Here is a 15,537-nt window from a genome sequence, read left to right on the forward strand (position 1 = left end):
GCAGCTGTCACGCGGACAGGGCGGCGAGCTTCGTCTTCAATGTGTCGATGGTGGGCTTCAGGATCTCGGAGACCCCAGGGATCGCCAGGACCTTGTCAAACAATCCGTTGAGCGTCGGTATCAGCGGGCTTACCAGTGCCGTAAGGGCGGCCCGCTGGCCAGCAGAAAGCCGTCCCAGCACGGCGCTGACCTTGTCGAGTTGGTTCCCTGCATCTTGCAGCTTTGGCAAGGCGGCGTTGGCTGAGGCTGCGTCGGTTATTCCGGTGACCGTCGTTTGAAGGTTGGCAAGGCTGTCCTTGACCTGCTTGCCGACGTCGATTCCGCCGACCGTCAAGCTCTGCTCGCCCGTGGCGACCTGGGGAGTAACTGGCTGGCTCTGCCGGCCGAACAGATAGAAAAGCACGCCTGCAATAACCAAGGCGGCAATCAGCAAATAGAGCCAGTTGCGCGATGTGGGCGGTGCGGTCGTGGCCGCGCGTTGCCCGGCGCCGCTGATAGAGGAAACGGACGAGGCTGCGCTGCGTGCTGTTTGGCCGGCGGCCGCTGTAGTCGCTCGCGCCGTCGCGCCGAGCGACCCGAGCAGGCCAGCGCCGCCGAGTAGTTCGCTCATCCCCGACGGCAATGCAGCGGCAATATTGTCCTTCTGGCTCGCGAGCAATCCGGCGATGCCGTTGGCGCTGAGATCGCCGCCGCTGTGCTGGGCGAGGCCTCCCATGACAAGCGGCGCCAGCGTTCCAAGCAACGACCCGCTTGCATTCTGATCCAGACCAGAAATCTTGCCTATGGCATTCGCAAGCGCTCCGCCATCTTTGGAGCCGAACACCGACGAAATGATTTGCGAGCCGCTCTGGGCAAGCGATTCCGGGCCGCCCGCTGCGAGCATTCCAGCGAGATTACCAAGGGATCCGCTCTGCTGTCTGACCGCGTCGGCGATTTTCTGCGCCCCACCTGGTTGTGCGGCAATACTCCCAAGCCCTGCTAGAACAGCCGGCACGGCAGCACCCACAGCGCTCTGCACCTTGCCGCTATCGAGCCCCAGAGCTGCCGCGATACGCCCGATCACATCAGGCGTCAGCATCTGCATGACATAGGAAACAAGATTGCTGGCCATTGGTGCCCCTCCCCAAGATATCGTTGATGAGTGCCTTTCTCTCCGAGCCGTCTACTCGACGGCTTGGTGAAGGGCTGCAAACGATTCGCGCTCCTCGGAGTTCGCCCCGAGACTTGGTTGTCAGAATTTCCAATCTATTTTTATTAGCATTTAAAGATATATTGCACCAGTTTGTATGTCGCTGGGCGGCTATTGTCGGGCGCGAAACCCATCCGACGCGGTCTAGCCAACGACGCAGTCCATCCTAATCGGCTCCCGCGCGAGCCACCTCGAAAAGCGCATCGATTATCGTGACGGGCAGGGCCCATGGCGGGATAATCCTTGGCACCGCCGAAGGACACGCCTGATCGACAACAGCTTTTGGAGATTACATGGCGTCGATCAGAAAGCTCAGGGGACGCTGGGAAGAACAGGTTCGCCGGCCCGGCAACAGCCCGGCCGCAAGTCGTTCGACGGTAGGCTCGAAGCCCAAAAGTGGCTGGCGATTCCGTCAGTCGCTCCCGGCAAGACGTGGGACTGCCTGAATTCAATCAAACAGGCTACCCATTCGCAAGATCAGCTTTTTGTCGAAGAGGTGCCCCCTATCGAACATCCACTTCAGCGCCTGCGTGTTACTCCATGCGCGTTTGTAGGGGCGGACGCTCGTAAGGGCGTCAAACACGTCGCACACAGTGCATATACGAATAGGCAGACTCAATTGATCGGCTCTAAGGCCAAGCGGATAGCCGCTTCCGTCCAGGGCTTCATGGTGAAATCGGCAGATTTCAAGAATCAGGTCAGAGACTTCTGGATATTGTTTAAGGAGCATGTAGCCGCGCTCGGGATGACTGCGTATGGCTTTGCGCTCCGCATCTGTCAGTTGTCCGGTCTTGTTGAGGATAGCGTTTGGTATCATCAGCTTGCCAAGATCATGTAAGAGGCCGGCTAGGGTCAGTTCCTTAATCGTTTCCTCTTCCAGGCCCGACAGGTGGCCGAGCCCCGTCATGAGCCCTCCAACCGCGAGCGAGTGCACGTAAGTTCCCTCATCCTTTGTCTTCAGCCGCGTGACCTCGACCAATAGATGGGGCGAGGCCTTTAAGGAGGCGGCTATGTGCCTGGCTGCGGGGGCGAATCGATTGATATCGAATTTCCCTAATTTTATATCTTCAAAACCGTCGCGCAGAATCCCGGTAACTTGAGATACAGTGTGCTGGATCCGCGTGCGCTGGTCCAGCTCCTGCACAGACTTGGGCTGGAGGTCTTCGTCCGCCTGTCGGAACACCGGTATCCCACAATCGACCCTGCTCTTTACCCGGTTGACCAACACGTTTTCCGCCGACGAGGCGAGTATAGAATGCAGAGCGGAATCCGTTTCCAACAAGAAACGTCGGCCGGAGAACTCCAAGTCCGAGCATTCTACCGATTCAATAAACATTCCTTTGCGAAGCATAGACTTCGGAATGCGCAAGATCACGCTTGGCGACTCCTCATTGCTGAATACTTTTCCCCTTTTAAGGGTATATCTAATATCTAATAAAAAACCTTTACGTGTTTCGATAGAAAGCTGCGGTTGCGGCAGGCTGAGCCGACCGGAGCGAGAGGATTTTCAGGCACGCTTGTCTGCTTACTGACGAGGCAAGGGCTCGTCGCAAGTGCAAAGGCGATACGTATCTTGAGACGCCGGGATAATCCTAGAGGCGAGTTGGCTTACCGGACGATGATTGGCTTGGGCCAGCAGGATATCGCTTCGTTCCGTGACGAGCGCTTGCCGAAGCGTTGTCTGCGTCGCGTGGCGACTGAGGCTCAGCTGGCATGCGTGTTTCTCCACAACTCTGTGGTGTTGCGGGCCAAGGCGTCACGCGCCCATGGAGCCCAGAGATCTGCGGGGGGCAGCCAAAACCACCCGCCAAGCTCGTCACCGACAACCTCTGACTTTCCGGCCGCGGCGCACGCTGCAGTAAGGAGGCAGATCCAGGCGGCCCGTTTCTCGTGATCCCTCTCAGCCAATACAGTGCCTACCAGTTCGAGGTTCTGCCATCCGATCGTGTGAAACAGATTTTCGAGAACGCCACTATCGACGGCGTGATCATACAGCCAATCGAACTTCTTGCGCTTGCCCGCCGCCGGCATTGCGAAGCGCGCTTCGGGTAAAAGAACCCCTAAGAATGCGTTGGGAAATGCTTCAACAATCGAGGCACCAATCCGAATTGTCCTTTCCACTGCAGTATTCCGGGCGGCGAGATGCACGACCTGCTCTGCCGTCTCCGCTGCGGCACGCCTCAAGTCGCGTCCATATCCATGATGGCTCAAGCCCGGCTTGCATCGCACTTGGAAGGAGCCGCGAATGAAGATTCGCTCACAGAGACGTTCGAGACTGTCGGCCGAACCGAGAGGAACAAGAGGACCGTCGATTGCGATCACAGCGAATGTCGTCGCTGAGGGAATGTGCTGACTACGGCGCTGCCAGTCGGTGTATGTCTTTGTAGCTTTGAATGCTCCACCTTTGCTCCAAGCGATACCCGTCGTTGGTCGCGATCTCGAGAAGCCGACGTCGATACCCAGCAGCGCAATACCGTCTAAATCTACCATAGCCTCCCCGTTTGGTGTCCTGCACCACGCTAATCACTATGACCAGCCGCCCCATTGTTTCGACATCGAAAACATGATGAGTTCCTTAATGGCGAAAAACCAACTCTGGAAGGACAACCTCCCACGCTTCACGGCGAAGCGTGCCGCGAAATTCTTCAGCATTGTCGACCTTGCGCCAACAGATGATTGCGCCGACCTCGCCTCTAATGAACGACCCTTCAGGCGGACGGTAGCCCTGAGCCATCCGTCCGACAGTCACTCCGCCACCGACCCGGATCTCCCAACGTCCGTTGATTTCTATCAGTTGAACGGGATCACCTGTACGTATCCGCGCCAGCGCTTGATGGGCCGGATGGTTCGCCGCCTGCCTGCCCACCCAGGAAAGATCCACCATGTGCGGCTCTACGGTTTGATACTGCAAACCGCATTCTGACTGTGTAGCCTCATCTGAGGTGATCCTCCGCTCCACCAGGGTCGCTACGACTTCCTGCAATATCGGGTGCCGGTCCTGCATCGATACGATCGCCAGGCTGCGCTTCGCCCGTGTCATAGCGACGTAAAACAGCCGGCGTGGCGCGTCGCGGTCCTCCTCTTTCGATTTCCGATCCCAACCGCCGTCAAGGATAACTAGATCATCAAACTCCAGTCCCTTGGCACGATGCGCGGTCAGAAGCATCAACCCATACTGCTCTTGACGATTGTCTCGAATCCATTCGGCCAACAACTCGATGATGTCTATGACTGGAACCGCTTTGCCGTCGATTTCGGAGTCAAGTGCCGCGATACCTTCGGCGATCAGAGCCCACCAATCATTTGAAGGCTGTCTGGTGACAAAATCCTGCATGGCTTCAGCCGCAATCATCTTCGTTGGCTCGGCCTTGAGGAATTTGAGGAATTCTCGCACTTCCCGCAAACGCCAAAACGGAGGCATACCTTCGCTCGCGAGATGCACCGGCACACCACGCGCCTCACAATAGCTACGCACTGGTTCCAGGAGCCGCCATTCTCGTGCGATGATCGCCGCCTTTGACCAGGACCAGTCCGGCACCAGCTGCGACAGGCGGATCAGTTCATCGACGGCTGCGATGGCCTGCGCTGCAGGGGCTGGCGCAGTGCGCAAAAGCTGAACCCGGCCGTGCGCGACCGGATCCAATAACGCTAGTGAGCCGCCTTGTTGTGCCTTAGCCCGATCTCGATTGATCATGATGTCATGGCCGGTCTTCATCCGGTCAGGAGCTGGCGCAATCACACGATTGGCTGCATGGATAATCGCCGCTGTGGAGCGATAGTTCTCGGTCAGATAGCTGGGCTTGGCAGCGTAATCAGCCTCGAAGCGTCGGATGAACTCAATCGAAGCGCCGGCGAAGGCATAGATGTTCTGGTCGTCATCACCTACAGCAAAAAGGCTGAGGCGCTGGTCAGGGTCGTCGAGCGACCTGCCTGCCACGGCAGCGATCAGGGCGTATTCCTCGGGACCGATATCCTGATACTCGTCGACTAGGATCCAGCGATAGCCTTGAATTAGTGTTTCGCGGAGGGCTTCGGCTTCGACCTTCGGAAGACCTTCGCCTTTCAGCAGCGTGACGGCCTCCATCACTATCTTGTCGAACTCATGCGGGGTATCGGCTTCGCCTGCAAAACTTGCTCCAACCAGTCGCATCGCGAGCGCGTGACAGGTCGAGACCGTTACGCTGTTCGCGTCGTCACCGATCAGCCCCTTTAATCGCTTGCGGATTTCGACTGCGGCATGTCGGTTATAGGTCAGAACAAGAATACCGCGCGGATCTTCGCGTTTGACCCGCACCAGATAAGCGACGCGATGCACCAGCACTCGTGTCTTTCCGGAGCCTGGTCCTGCAAGGATTAGCACGTTCGTCTGTTCGCGATCATCGGCGACGATCTTCGACTGCACCGGATTACCAAGACCGTCCACGATTTGCCGCCAGCTTTCCGGTGTCGTTTGGCGGCGCAATTCGCCCGCTCGATCTGGCAACCAGCGCTTCAAGAAGGCTTCCTTATCCAGCTTGAAATAGTCCGCCGAGAGCAGCTCGGCGTCCTGCGTTGAGGTTAGGCCGCGCTCTGCATAGGCCGCCATGATATGTGTCTGGATGGTCTGCTCGCTGTAATGATCCTCGAGAGGCAAAAAGTCCTTTTGAGTAAATTGACCACCGCCGGGGCGAAGGTGGACGGTGATCGCTGGGCGGAAGATCGTCAGACCCCGGCCAAGTGTGATCACGCCTTGTTCGTGCATCCACATAAGTGCCCTGCCGAGCAACTTGGTCGCATCCCGGACCGAGCCCCTCAGGAAAACATCCCCCATGATTGCGGCTTGCATCTTGCCCATCGTGGTCTCAACCCTGAGATCTTTGCCGCGCGTGCCTTTCGCCACCAACCCTTCGAGATGCTGGAGCAAAAGCTCTGCACCGCGACGCCGGATTTCCGCCGTCCGGCTTACCATTTCCCAGGACCGCTGCAGCCGCACCAAGTAGGTGTTCCGGTTCGCTTTGCGCAGATGGATGTTGCCGCGCCCGCCTTCCTCATCGCGCCCATCCTGCGCCAAACTCCGCAGATGCGCCTCAATCAGGTCCGGGCGCGCCCCGACATGGCCCTGATCGCGTAGAATTTGACAGGTTGCTGCGAGAAGTAAGGGTTGCGCTTCGCCACCCTCTGCATCGGGCGACGCTTCACGCATCGCTGCGATCAACGCGGTTTCCAGGGCCGTAGCGATTTGGAAGCGCTGTTTTGATGCGCCCTCGACCCCGACATGAATAAAGATTGTAATGGCCGTGTCGTCGGTCGCGATACCAAGCGTCTCGAGATCGGACAAAGCCTTCCGAAGTGCCCCGCCTGTCAGGCCGCTGGCTCCGGAAAGCTCGTCGGTCGAGACCCCGGCATCTGGAGAGGCTGTCATTAGATGCCGTACTAGGTCCAGAAGTTGCTTGCGCCGGCTTCCGACGAGCTCGGCCTTCGACAGGATCGCCTCGGCCTCTTCCATGGTGCGGATTCGCAGGGAGGAAGGAAAGACCTGCACCCGGTTCTCTTCCCGAGTCAGCAGTGTCGACTCTTCGAGCCAGGCAACAGCAGTTTTCACCCGCGTGTCATCAGTTGCGCTGTCGCGTTCAAATTCCTGTGCTGTCTCTTCCCGCACTATTTCGCCTGGCGTGGCGACGACCTCGCCGCTAGATTTTCCCCGGGTATCGAGCCGTCGGAGAGCTTTTAAGATTGCGCCTATCTCATGCCGGGCCAGACGCGAGCGGGCGTTAAGGGAGAATTGCCGCTCGACATCCTCGGTATTGAACAGAAGCACGCAGATCGCGGGATCGCGGTCACGCCCGGCCCTTCCTGCTTCCTGCAGATAGTTTTCGAGCGAACCCGGAATATCACCATGCACCACGAGCCTGATATCGGGCTTGTCGATCCCCATGCCGAAGGCGTTGGTCGCTGCAATGACCCGCAGCTCACCGACACGGAAACGCTCCTGCACTTCCTGCTTGCGTTCGGGCGTCAAGCCGGCGTGAAAGAAGTCGGCGGCCAATCCCTGCTGCTGTAGGAAATCCGCGATACGCTCGGTCGCAGATCGCGTTGCACAATAAACAACCGCACCCGAAGCACCATCGCGTGGAAGGGCGCGTTCGATCGTATCGAGAATATCGGCTAGCTTGCGGTTACGATGGGTCTCTTGAACTTCGAAGGTAAGGTTCTCACGGGTTGCTCCGCCGTCGAGAAGGAGCAGTTCCACGCCAAGGCGAGACTGGAAGTGATCGCGGATATCACGCACGACTTCCGGCTTGGCCGTCGCAGTCAGGCAAACCACTGGCGCGGGCTCCTGATCGCCGGAGTATTCACGGATAAAGCGCGAGATGTAGCGGTAGTCGGGTCGGAAATCATGTCCCCACTTTGAGACGCAGTGGGCTTCATCCAGGATCCAATATCCGATCTCCCGCTGCGAGAGGACCGACCGCACCGAGGGGCTACGGAGCTGCTCGGGCGAGATTAGCAGCATCGCAGCATCGCCCAGCCGCACCTGATCCAGCGCAGCATGGCGTTCCGGCATTGAGAGAAGCCCGTTGATCGTAACGCAGCCGCTGATTCCGTGCCGCGCGAGACCTTGAACTTGATCGGCCATCAGTGCGACGAGAGGCGAAATGACAACAGAAAGCGCGCCGATCTTGTCGAAGCGCGCCAACGCGGGAATTTGGTAGCAGACAGACTTCCCAGTTCCAGTAGGAAGGATACCGAGAACGGATTTACCCTCCATGGCCTCTGCAACAATGCGTTCCTGCAAGGGGCGCCCGGCATCGTCCTTTGGCTCCGGTCGAAAGCTGTCAAAGCCAAACCAGCGCGAGAGCGCTTTCCTCGGGTCGTTCTTTTCCCGGCACCAGTGGCAGCCTGGGTCGTCGCACGCGCGATCGCGGAGATGCCGAACGATCAGCGATGCCTCACGGAATTGCGCCCGCACCCAAGGCGGCATAACGGAATCCCCGCCTGCGACCGAAACCCACGAGAGTGCATATGCCATCGGCCACCCGAGCTGTGCTGAGGACAGACGGCTCAGTGTTTGCTGAATCCGCCAAGGGCAGGCGTGACCATCGAGCAGCTCCATCATCGCCTTCGTGGCCTGTTCCGCTCCAGGCCTAGGCGCTCTGCGCAAGCTGGCAAACAAGGCATCGAACCCGTCACTCCCCGGCATGCAGGTGGTCAGGTAGTGGTAGGCGATAAGAGCGGCAGGCGTCTCCTGCGCCAAGGTTGCAAAGGCTGCGAGCTGGTTGGCCAGCACCTCGAAGACGAGGCGCGCATCCAGCTCCGGATCGTTAACATGTCCTGCTTGCAACCGCCCGTCGTGATGGTGCTTGACCAAACGGTGATATGGATTGCGCGGAAAGGCCAGGGGATTTAGCCAAAGTGTATCAATTGGCTTTGCTGCTAACTGCGCGAAACGTGGCCTCACGGCTCCGAGGTGTGGAAGATCAAATCTTAGTATGTTGTGGCCAAGCAGGAAGTCGGCTTCGGAAGCGAGGCCCTCGAGACCGTCAAGCGCGGCTTCGCGGTTTCCGCTTCGGAAAACCACCTTTTGGCCCTGGGAACGAACCGCGGCAAAGGCGAAAATCTTGGCTTGGCCCGGATTAACCTCAAGGTCGATCGACAGGCAACGGCTAACGAGAGAATCATCAATGTGACTGATCTCGACTCCACCCATGCGTCAGTCTTCCACCCGCGACATCAACATCGTGATTTTGCGAGATAAGCACGACGGACGAGCGCACGCTAGAGGTGAGAACATGCGACGGCGGCTCCACCCGGGAAGGTGTGTTCCGCGTAACGCCGATTTCGCAGTCTTCCGTCGTCCCTGCAGCCGCGAGGCTTCCCGCACACAAAGACCGTAAGACCTTGATTGACTGAGTAATTCATGCCTCTATTCAGGGCGCAACGGCAGAAAAAGGGAACGGGCACTGTGCGAATGAATTCCACTCGGGTCGGACCTGGCTATCCGCAGCTCGTCGTTCTCTTCGGTGCAACGGGCGATCTCTCACGGCGCAAGCTGCTGCCGGGGCTGTTTCATCTCATTAAGGCCGGCTTCATCCCGGGGTGCCGCATCGTCGGCGTCTCACTCGACGAGATTGATGCCGATGGTTTCCGCGCCATCGCACGCGAGTCGCTGAATCAGTTCCTGACTCGCAAGTTCACGGAGGCCGAATGGGAAGATTTCTCCGCTTCGCTTGACTATGTCTCGCTCTCTGCCGGCGCCGGCGTCCTGAAGGAAGCGGTGAAGCGGGCAGAGGAGGCGCTTGGGCCGGAGACGCGGCGCGTGCACTATCTCTCTGTGCCGCCGAAGGCGGCGCTTCCAGCCGTGCAACTCCTTGCCGAGGCCGAACTGGTCGAGCGTTGCCGGATTATCATGGAGAAGCCATTTGGGACGGACCTTGCCAGCGCTGTGGAACTGAACACGAAACTGCACGAGGTTTTCGACGAGAAGCAGATTTTCCGTATTGACCACTTCCTCGGCAAGGAGCCGGCACAGAACATTCTGGCTTTCCGCTTCGCCAACGGCCTTTTCGAGCCGATTTGGAACCGTAACTTCATCGATCACGTGCAGATTGACGTTCCGGAGACGCTAGGGCTTTCCACTCGCGCCGCCTTTTACGAGACGACAGGCGCCTATCGCGACATGGTGGTAACTCACCTCTTTCAAATCCTCGCCTTCATGGCGATGGAGCCGCCCACGGCTCTGGAGCCGGCGCCGATCTCGGAGGAGAAGAACAAAGTGTTTCGCTCCATGCTGCCGATCGAGCCGCGCGACGTGGTCCGCGGCCAATACATCGGCTACCGCAAGGAGCCCGGGGTCGATCCGGAGAGCGACACCGATACTTTCATCGCCTTAAAATGCGCCATCGACAACTGGCGCTGGGCCGGTGTGCCCTTCTTCCTGCGTACGGGAAAGCGTCTGGCCGAGGGTCAACGCATCATCTCGATCGCCTTCCGAGAGCCACCCAAGTCGATGTTTCCGGCCGGTTCGGGCGTTGGGGCACAAGGGCCGGACCACCTCACGTTCGACCTTGCCGATGCCTCAAAGGTCTCCCTGTCCTTCTATGGCAAGCGGCCTGGCCCTGGCTTCAGGCTCGACAAGCTATCGTTGCAGTTCGCCATGAGCGAAACCGGATTGATCGGCGAAGTGCTCGAGGCCTACGAGCGCCTGATCCTCGACGCCATGCGTGGCGATCACACGCTGTTCAACACCGCCGAGGGCATTGAGCGATTGTGGGAGGTCTCGCAACCTCTTCTGGAAAACCCACCGCCAGTGCGCCTCTATGATCAGGGCGGTTGGGGCCCGAAATCGATCCACCAACTCATCGCCCCGCATGCCTGGCGCCTACCGTTCGAGCGAGCCTGGCGAGATTCGGCCAAGGAGTAACCGGCATCCTTGCCGGCATGCATATCGGGGCGATCAGATTGTCATGGAGCTCTTCGCCACCGGCGAGGTCCAAGCTTATTGATTGGCGCAGCCTATCGCGAACAATGTTGCTTTCGTCGAACGTTAGAATCTTCGGCTTCAGTGATGATAGTTTGCTTCGCCCAAATAGTCCGAAATCTCTTCATGCCGCCCGTTTGCAACATTCAGCCATCGCCGCCCATCTGAATCGCCTCAGGGCGATCGCGCATTGAGGGCCGTGACCGGACCAGTGGTTGAGCCACGCCCCATGGCGAAAGCGCGCTTCAAACCCTAACCTGACAACGCCGTTCTGCCTCCGACTCTTGTGCACTTTCACTTCGCGAGGACGAGGACAACGCAATAGTAGCTCATGGTCGTCAGTAATAGCAGCGAAGCCGATGCCGCGAAAAGCACTCGTCTCCCTTTGCTGGCCACCGTCCGCATATTGACCGAGAGGCCGAGGGCGGCCATCGCAACGACCGTTAGGCCGCCCGAGATCGTCAGGAGGATCGGGATGAGGGCGGTGGGAATGAGCCCCATCGAACGGGCGATCACGACGACGATGAAGCCGATGATGAACCAGGGAACAAGACCGCGCTGCGCCTGCGCGCAGTCTCTGTGGTCCGTCCGGAGAAGGCCGAGAACGAAGATGACCGGCCCCAACATCAAGACGCGCAGGAGCTTGATCACTGTTCCGGTCTGCACGGCGACCAACCCCGCAGGAGCGGCCGCAGCGAGGACCTGCGGCACCGCATAGACGGTCAGGCCGGCCAGCGCACCATATTGTCTCGCCGTCATGCCCGCATAGACATAAATCAGCGGCAAAATGAGCAAGGAGGCAACGCCCAGGACCGCGGTGAAGGCGAGCGCGGCAGCAACCTCATCGGAATCCGCGTCGATGACCGGCGCTACGGCGACGACGGCGGAGTTGCCGCATATCGAATTGCCGCAGGCGATCAGCATGGCAAGTCGGTCCGACAGGCCGCACAATCGAGCGACGAGGAAGCTGACGCAGATCGAGATGACCACGATCGCCACGACACAGACAACAAGTGTCGCACCGGCACTCCACAGCGTCCCGAAACTCAGGGACGCGCCAAGGAGCACGATGGCGATCTCGAGCAATGTCTTGGAGCTGAAGCTGATACCAGGCTGCCAGGATTTCCTGCTGGGCAAAGCCGTTCGCGTGACGATCCCGATAACGATCGCAAAGACGAGCGCTTCCAATGGACCGACGCCGAACACCGCAAGTTCGAGCCGCTCGAACAGATCAGCAGCGGCAGCAACGCCAATACAGACGAGCAGGCCAGGAACGATCTGGCTGCTATGTTTGAAATAGTTCTGGAGGGTCATCGGGGCACCTGGAATTCAGAGATTGCCCTTCAGATTTTTCAGCTAATTGCGTCGACTTCCATCGAATATTCTTCTACATTTTATTCGAGAAAGTAGAATGATTTCCCATGACCTTTGAACAGCTTGCAATTTTTGTCGCGGTGGCGGAGCGCGAGCATCTCACCAAGGCCGCCGCCTCGATCAATCTTACGCCATCCGCCGTCAGCACGGCCATCAAGAACCTGGAGCACCGTTATGGCGTCGAGCTTTTTCACCGAGTCGGCCGGCGCATCGAGCTGACGGAGAGCGGCCGGATTTTTCTCTCCGAGTCGAAAACGCTGCTGGCGAGAGCGCGCGCAACCGAACTCGTACTCAGCGAACTCGGCGGGATGCAGCGGGGAACGCTCAGCGTCTTCGCCAGCCAGACGATCGCAAGCTACTGGCTGCCCTCCCGTCTCATGCGGTTTCATGCCTCTCACCCCGGCATCGACCTCAACCTCACCATCGGCAACACCCGTACAGTGGCCGACGCCGTCATCAATGGCGAGGCCGATGTCGGCTTCGTCGAGGGCGATCTCGATGAGCCGGCGCTTGCCGCATCGGTGATCGACCAGGACGAACTGGTGGTCGTTGTGGCGGCAACCCACCCCTGGGCTGACGCCAAGACGCTTGCCGCCAGCGATCTCACGACCGCCCGCTGGGTGATGCGCGAGGTTGGTTCTGGAACCCGCTCGGTATTCGAGCATGCGCTGGCCAAGATCGGTGTCAATTCCGATGATCTGAATGTCGCGATGGTGCTTCCCTCCAACGAGGCGATCTTGTCGGCGCTGAAAGACAGCATATGTGCCGCCGCCGTTTCCCGCCTTGCTGCCCAGCAGCACATCGAAGCCGGCAAGCTCATCGAAATCAACTTCTGCCGGCCGATTCGCGAGTTCCGACTCCTGAGACACAAGGAGCGGCACAGCAGCAAGGCCGCCTCGAGGCTAATCGAGATGTGCCGCCATTCGGCTCAAAGCTCATCCAGCGCTAAAACGGTTGCGGCAAACTATGTGCCGGCTCGATAAAATACCGGGGCCGGTCTTCCTGCAGCCCGCATAGTCGTAGCGATTATTCCACAACAGCGGCTTATGTGGCAGATTTTCCAATAATCCAGTAGCTTAGCCAAATCAGGTGGCGACGGTTCGGATCCTTTCAAGAGCACAAAATTGCCGCAAGCGATTGATGATGGTTCGAAACTTCTTGTTGATTTGTCATTCAAATGCATTACCTTCTCTTCAGACGTGGAGAAAGCTATGGCTGCAAATGCACTTGTCCAAACGCGCATTGATGCCGAAATTCGGGATCGTGCCTCCGCCGTGCTTGAGAGCATGGGCCTTACGGTATCGGACGCAGTCCGTATCCTGCTGACCCGCACGGCCAACGAGGGCGCGCTGCCCCTCGAACTCCTTTCGAGTAGCGAGGCGCATGACGCTTGGTTTCGCACTAGGGTGCTTGAGGCGCTGAACGATACCCGACCGGACATCTCAGATAATGAGGTTGATGCCCATTTTGCGGAACGTCGAGCGGCAGCCCGACTTAGGGCGAGCGCGCGCAAATCGTGAAGCTTACGTGGTCTGCGTTCGCGTTATCTGATCGCGATGCCATATTCACATATATCGAGACAGATAATCCTTCAGCTGCCGTCTTGATCGATGAACGGATTGTGGCCGTAACTCGCCGCCTGATCGATTTTCCTGCAAGCGGTCGCATTGGCAGAATTCCTGGCACGCGCGAACTTGTGATCAACGGGACGCCGTATGTAGCGGCGTACACCGTGAGTGAAACAACCGTACGCATTCTTCGCGTCCTTCATGGCATGCAGGAATGGCCAGACTCCCTGCCGACCAGCTAGATCGGCCCTTATTGGCGGTGCGTCGGTTCGGATCCGTTCAAGACCGGCAATGAAGTTGAGGTGTCGAAACAGCGCGACACGAAACGTGTAAAGATGACGTCGTTCCGCTATATGGTCGGTGGAAATAGGAGATGTCTATGCCCACCACCCCGCATAGGAGTAAAAGCCCGGACGCCAGCGTGCCGCTGAATATGCGGATCAAGCCTGCGACCCGCAACTTGATAGACCGCGCTGCTGAATTACTTGGCAAGACGCGCACGGATTTCATGCTGGAGGCCTCTGAACGCCGCGCAGAGGAAGTGCTGCTCGACCGTACTATCTTCACGGTCAGCCCCGAAATCTATGCCGAATACCTTGCGCGACTGGATGCGCCCACGCAGCCCAGTGAGCGTCTGAAACGCACCATGTCGACCAAAGCGCCGTGGGATGAGGCGTGACCCTCAGCGCACCGATACCACTGCCCGATCACCACGAGCTTCCAGAACTTAATGCCGGCGTCCTTGAACTGGATGACTGGCTGCGCCGCCGCGCCCGCGTCAATCAGGCAAATGGCGCATCGCGCACCTTTGTCGTGTGTGAAGAAAATCGCGTCATCGCCAATTACGCACTCGCTTTCGGGCGCAGTGAAACAGCCGGAAGTGCCTGGCCGCTTTCGGCGCAACATGCCAGATCCAATCCGGTTGCCGTGCTTGGTCGTCTCGGCATTGATCAGTCCTATCAGGGCGCGGGATCGGCAGAGCATTGGCGCGCGACGCAGGCTTGCGCTTGCTCAATGCCGTAGAGATCCTCGGCATCCGCGGCGTGCTGGTGCATGCGATTTCCGATGACACGCGAGCCTTCTATGAGGCGGTGGGCTTTCTGCCTTCGCCATCTGATTCCATGATGCTGATGAGCGGCTTGAATGATCTCAACAGCGCGATGAACTCCCAACCTTAGTTTGTCGACGTTTGGCGCAGCGCACTTACAGTCGTTTCTAACTTGCTGTAACCAGTGTAGAAACCATGCCGTTTTGTGGGTTCGCTTCTCGTCAAGGCGACCGATTAGGTTTTTCCAACATTACTTGTGCGATTTGCGACCGGGCTTCAATGGCTCCGGCCTAGGATCGGCCGGATCAGGCGAGGTGAAAAAGATCGCAACGTCCACCTTGAGAGCCCTTGCAAGGCGATCAAGCAGATCAATTGACGCATTGTGTTTGCTTCGTTCGAGATCGCTGATCACTGTGCGATCTACTCCTGCATCGACCGCCAGGTTCTCCTGAGTAACGCCCAGCGATGAGCGCAATTGTCGAAGGTTCCAAGCGATGCGAGCACGAGTGTCCATATTTCATGGCCACCATCTTGCGTTGCATTAATCCATAGGATATATCCGACATAATATATTAATCCTCCCGGACAGGGATTCTCTGGGAAAAGCGGATCGGCGAACCTCATGGAATTACGCCAACTCTCCTATTTCAAAGCGGTGGCCGAGGAACTGCACTTCGGCCGGGCGGCAGCCAGGATGCACATTGCCCAGCCGGCCTTAAGCAATCATGTGATGTCGCTGGAAAGGGAGCTTGGCTGCCCGCTGTTCATCCGCTCGACCAGAAGGGTGGAGCTGACCAGGGCAGGGGAAACCTTTTACGATCGCTGTGTGCGGATCCTGAGCGACATCGACCTGACCACCGAACTGACGCGGGCAGCCGGCGGCAGTCGCATCCGCCAGATC

Annotated in this window: 12 protein-coding genes and 1 pseudogene; 7 read left to right on the forward strand and 6 right to left on the reverse strand. The window is 58.5% G+C overall.

All coding sequences use genetic code 11. The features are described from left to right. Positions 1-7: 7 nt before the first annotated feature. The 4 genes from C934_RS0124115 to C934_RS0124130 all read right to left on the reverse strand — a co-directional run bounded on the left by C934_RS0124115 (position 8) and on the right by C934_RS0124130 (position 8,876). Positions 8-1,111 (reverse strand): DUF937 domain-containing protein, encoded by a 1,104-nt coding sequence (locus C934_RS0124115; protein WP_018859146.1) that lies wholly within the window; start codon positions 1,109-1,111, stop codon positions 8-10. Between the two features lie 526 nt (positions 1,112-1,637). Then, entirely contained in the window at positions 1,638-2,564 is a 927-nt protein-coding gene (locus C934_RS32495; RefSeq protein ID WP_018859147.1) for an HD-GYP domain-containing protein, read from the reverse strand. 329 nt (positions 2,565-2,893) lie between these two features. Next, positions 2,894-3,511 carry a DUF429 domain-containing protein gene (locus C934_RS0124125; protein WP_335328111.1) on the reverse strand — a complete coding sequence of 206 codons (618 nt, stop codon included), beginning with the start codon at positions 3,509-3,511 and terminating at the stop codon, positions 2,894-2,896. A gap of 253 nt (positions 3,512-3,764) precedes the next feature. Further along, a complete protein-coding gene (locus tag C934_RS0124130) occupies positions 3,765-8,876 on the reverse strand; it encodes a RecQ family ATP-dependent DNA helicase (RefSeq protein ID WP_018859149.1) in 5,112 nt (1,703 codons plus the stop codon). A 261-nt stretch (positions 8,877-9,137) separates the two neighbouring features. On the opposite strand from C934_RS0124130, the gene zwf reads away from it, so the two are divergent. Next, entirely contained in the window at positions 9,138-10,589 is a 1,452-nt protein-coding gene (gene zwf, locus C934_RS0124135; protein WP_018859150.1) for a glucose-6-phosphate dehydrogenase, read from the forward strand. Positions 10,590-10,940: 351 nt separating this feature from the next. On the opposite strand, the gene C934_RS0124140 is transcribed toward zwf, so the two are convergent. Continuing rightward, complete coding sequence (locus C934_RS0124140) at positions 10,941-11,960, reverse strand: YeiH family protein (protein WP_018859151.1); 1,020 nt, start codon at positions 11,958-11,960, stop codon at positions 10,941-10,943. Positions 11,961-12,067: 107 nt separating this feature from the next. On the opposite strand from C934_RS0124140, the gene C934_RS0124145 reads away from it, so the two are divergent. The 5 genes and pseudogenes from C934_RS0124145 to C934_RS32500 all read left to right on the forward strand — a co-directional run bounded on the left by C934_RS0124145 (position 12,068) and on the right by C934_RS32500 (position 14,766). Continuing rightward, complete coding sequence (locus tag C934_RS0124145) at positions 12,068-13,003, forward strand: LysR family transcriptional regulator (RefSeq protein ID WP_018859152.1); 936 nt, start codon at positions 12,068-12,070, stop codon at positions 13,001-13,003. A 228-nt stretch (positions 13,004-13,231) separates the two neighbouring features. Next, a complete protein-coding gene (locus C934_RS0124150) occupies positions 13,232-13,540 on the forward strand; it encodes a type II toxin-antitoxin system RelB/DinJ family antitoxin (RefSeq protein ID WP_018859153.1) in 309 nt (102 codons plus the stop codon). After that, positions 13,537-13,830, forward strand: coding sequence for a type II toxin-antitoxin system RelE/ParE family toxin (locus C934_RS0124155; RefSeq protein WP_018859154.1), 294 nt, complete (start codon positions 13,537-13,539; stop codon positions 13,828-13,830). Before C934_RS0124150 ends, C934_RS0124155 begins: the two co-directional genes overlap by 4 nt. 137 nt (positions 13,831-13,967) lie before the next feature. After that, complete coding sequence (locus tag C934_RS0124160; protein ID WP_026372041.1) at positions 13,968-14,267, forward strand: type II toxin-antitoxin system TacA family antitoxin; 300 nt, start codon at positions 13,968-13,970, stop codon at positions 14,265-14,267. Continuing rightward, positions 14,264-14,766 (forward strand): annotated as a pseudogene (locus tag C934_RS32500) (GNAT family N-acetyltransferase). The gene C934_RS0124160 and the pseudogene C934_RS32500 overlap by 4 nt, the downstream one beginning before the upstream one ends. Before the next feature lie 120 nt (positions 14,767-14,886). On the opposite strand, the gene C934_RS0124170 reads toward C934_RS32500, so the two are convergent. After that, on the reverse strand, positions 14,887-15,150 hold the full coding sequence (locus tag C934_RS0124170; RefSeq protein ID WP_018859157.1) for a helix-turn-helix domain-containing protein: 264 nt from the start codon (positions 15,148-15,150) through the stop codon (positions 14,887-14,889). Positions 15,151-15,258: 108 nt separating this feature from the next. Between C934_RS0124170 and C934_RS0124175 the strand changes: the two genes are divergently transcribed. Then, positions 15,259-15,537, forward strand: a 279-nt coding sequence (locus tag C934_RS0124175; RefSeq protein WP_026372042.1) for a LysR family transcriptional regulator, incomplete at its 3' end; no start/stop codon positions are given.

Origin of the sequence: Rhizobium sp. 42MFCr.1, from assembly GCF_000377185.1 — a bacterium.
Lineage (GTDB): Bacteria > Pseudomonadota > Alphaproteobacteria > Rhizobiales > Rhizobiaceae > Rhizobium > Rhizobium altiplani.

Coding starts and splice junctions, on each gene's coding strand:
- C934_RS0124115 (WP_018859146.1), bottom strand. CDS start 1,111: ATGGCCAGCAATCTTGTTTCCTATGTCATGCAGATGCTGACGCCTGAT.
- C934_RS0124145 (WP_018859152.1), top strand. CDS start 12,068: ATGACCTTTGAACAGCTTGCAATTTTTGTCGCGGTGGCGGAGCGCGAG.
- C934_RS0124160 (WP_026372041.1), top strand. CDS start 13,968: ATGCCCACCACCCCGCATAGGAGTAAAAGCCCGGACGCCAGCGTGCCG.
- C934_RS0124150 (WP_018859153.1), top strand. CDS start 13,232: ATGGCTGCAAATGCACTTGTCCAAACGCGCATTGATGCCGAAATTCGG.
- C934_RS0124130 (WP_018859149.1), bottom strand. CDS start 8,876: ATGGGTGGAGTCGAGATCAGTCACATTGATGATTCTCTCGTTAGCCGT.
- zwf (WP_018859150.1), top strand. CDS start 9,138: ATGAATTCCACTCGGGTCGGACCTGGCTATCCGCAGCTCGTCGTTCTC.
- C934_RS0124170 (WP_018859157.1), bottom strand. CDS start 15,150: ATGGACACTCGTGCTCGCATCGCTTGGAACCTTCGACAATTGCGCTCA.
- C934_RS0124140 (WP_018859151.1), bottom strand. CDS start 11,960: ATGACCCTCCAGAACTATTTCAAACATAGCAGCCAGATCGTTCCTGGC.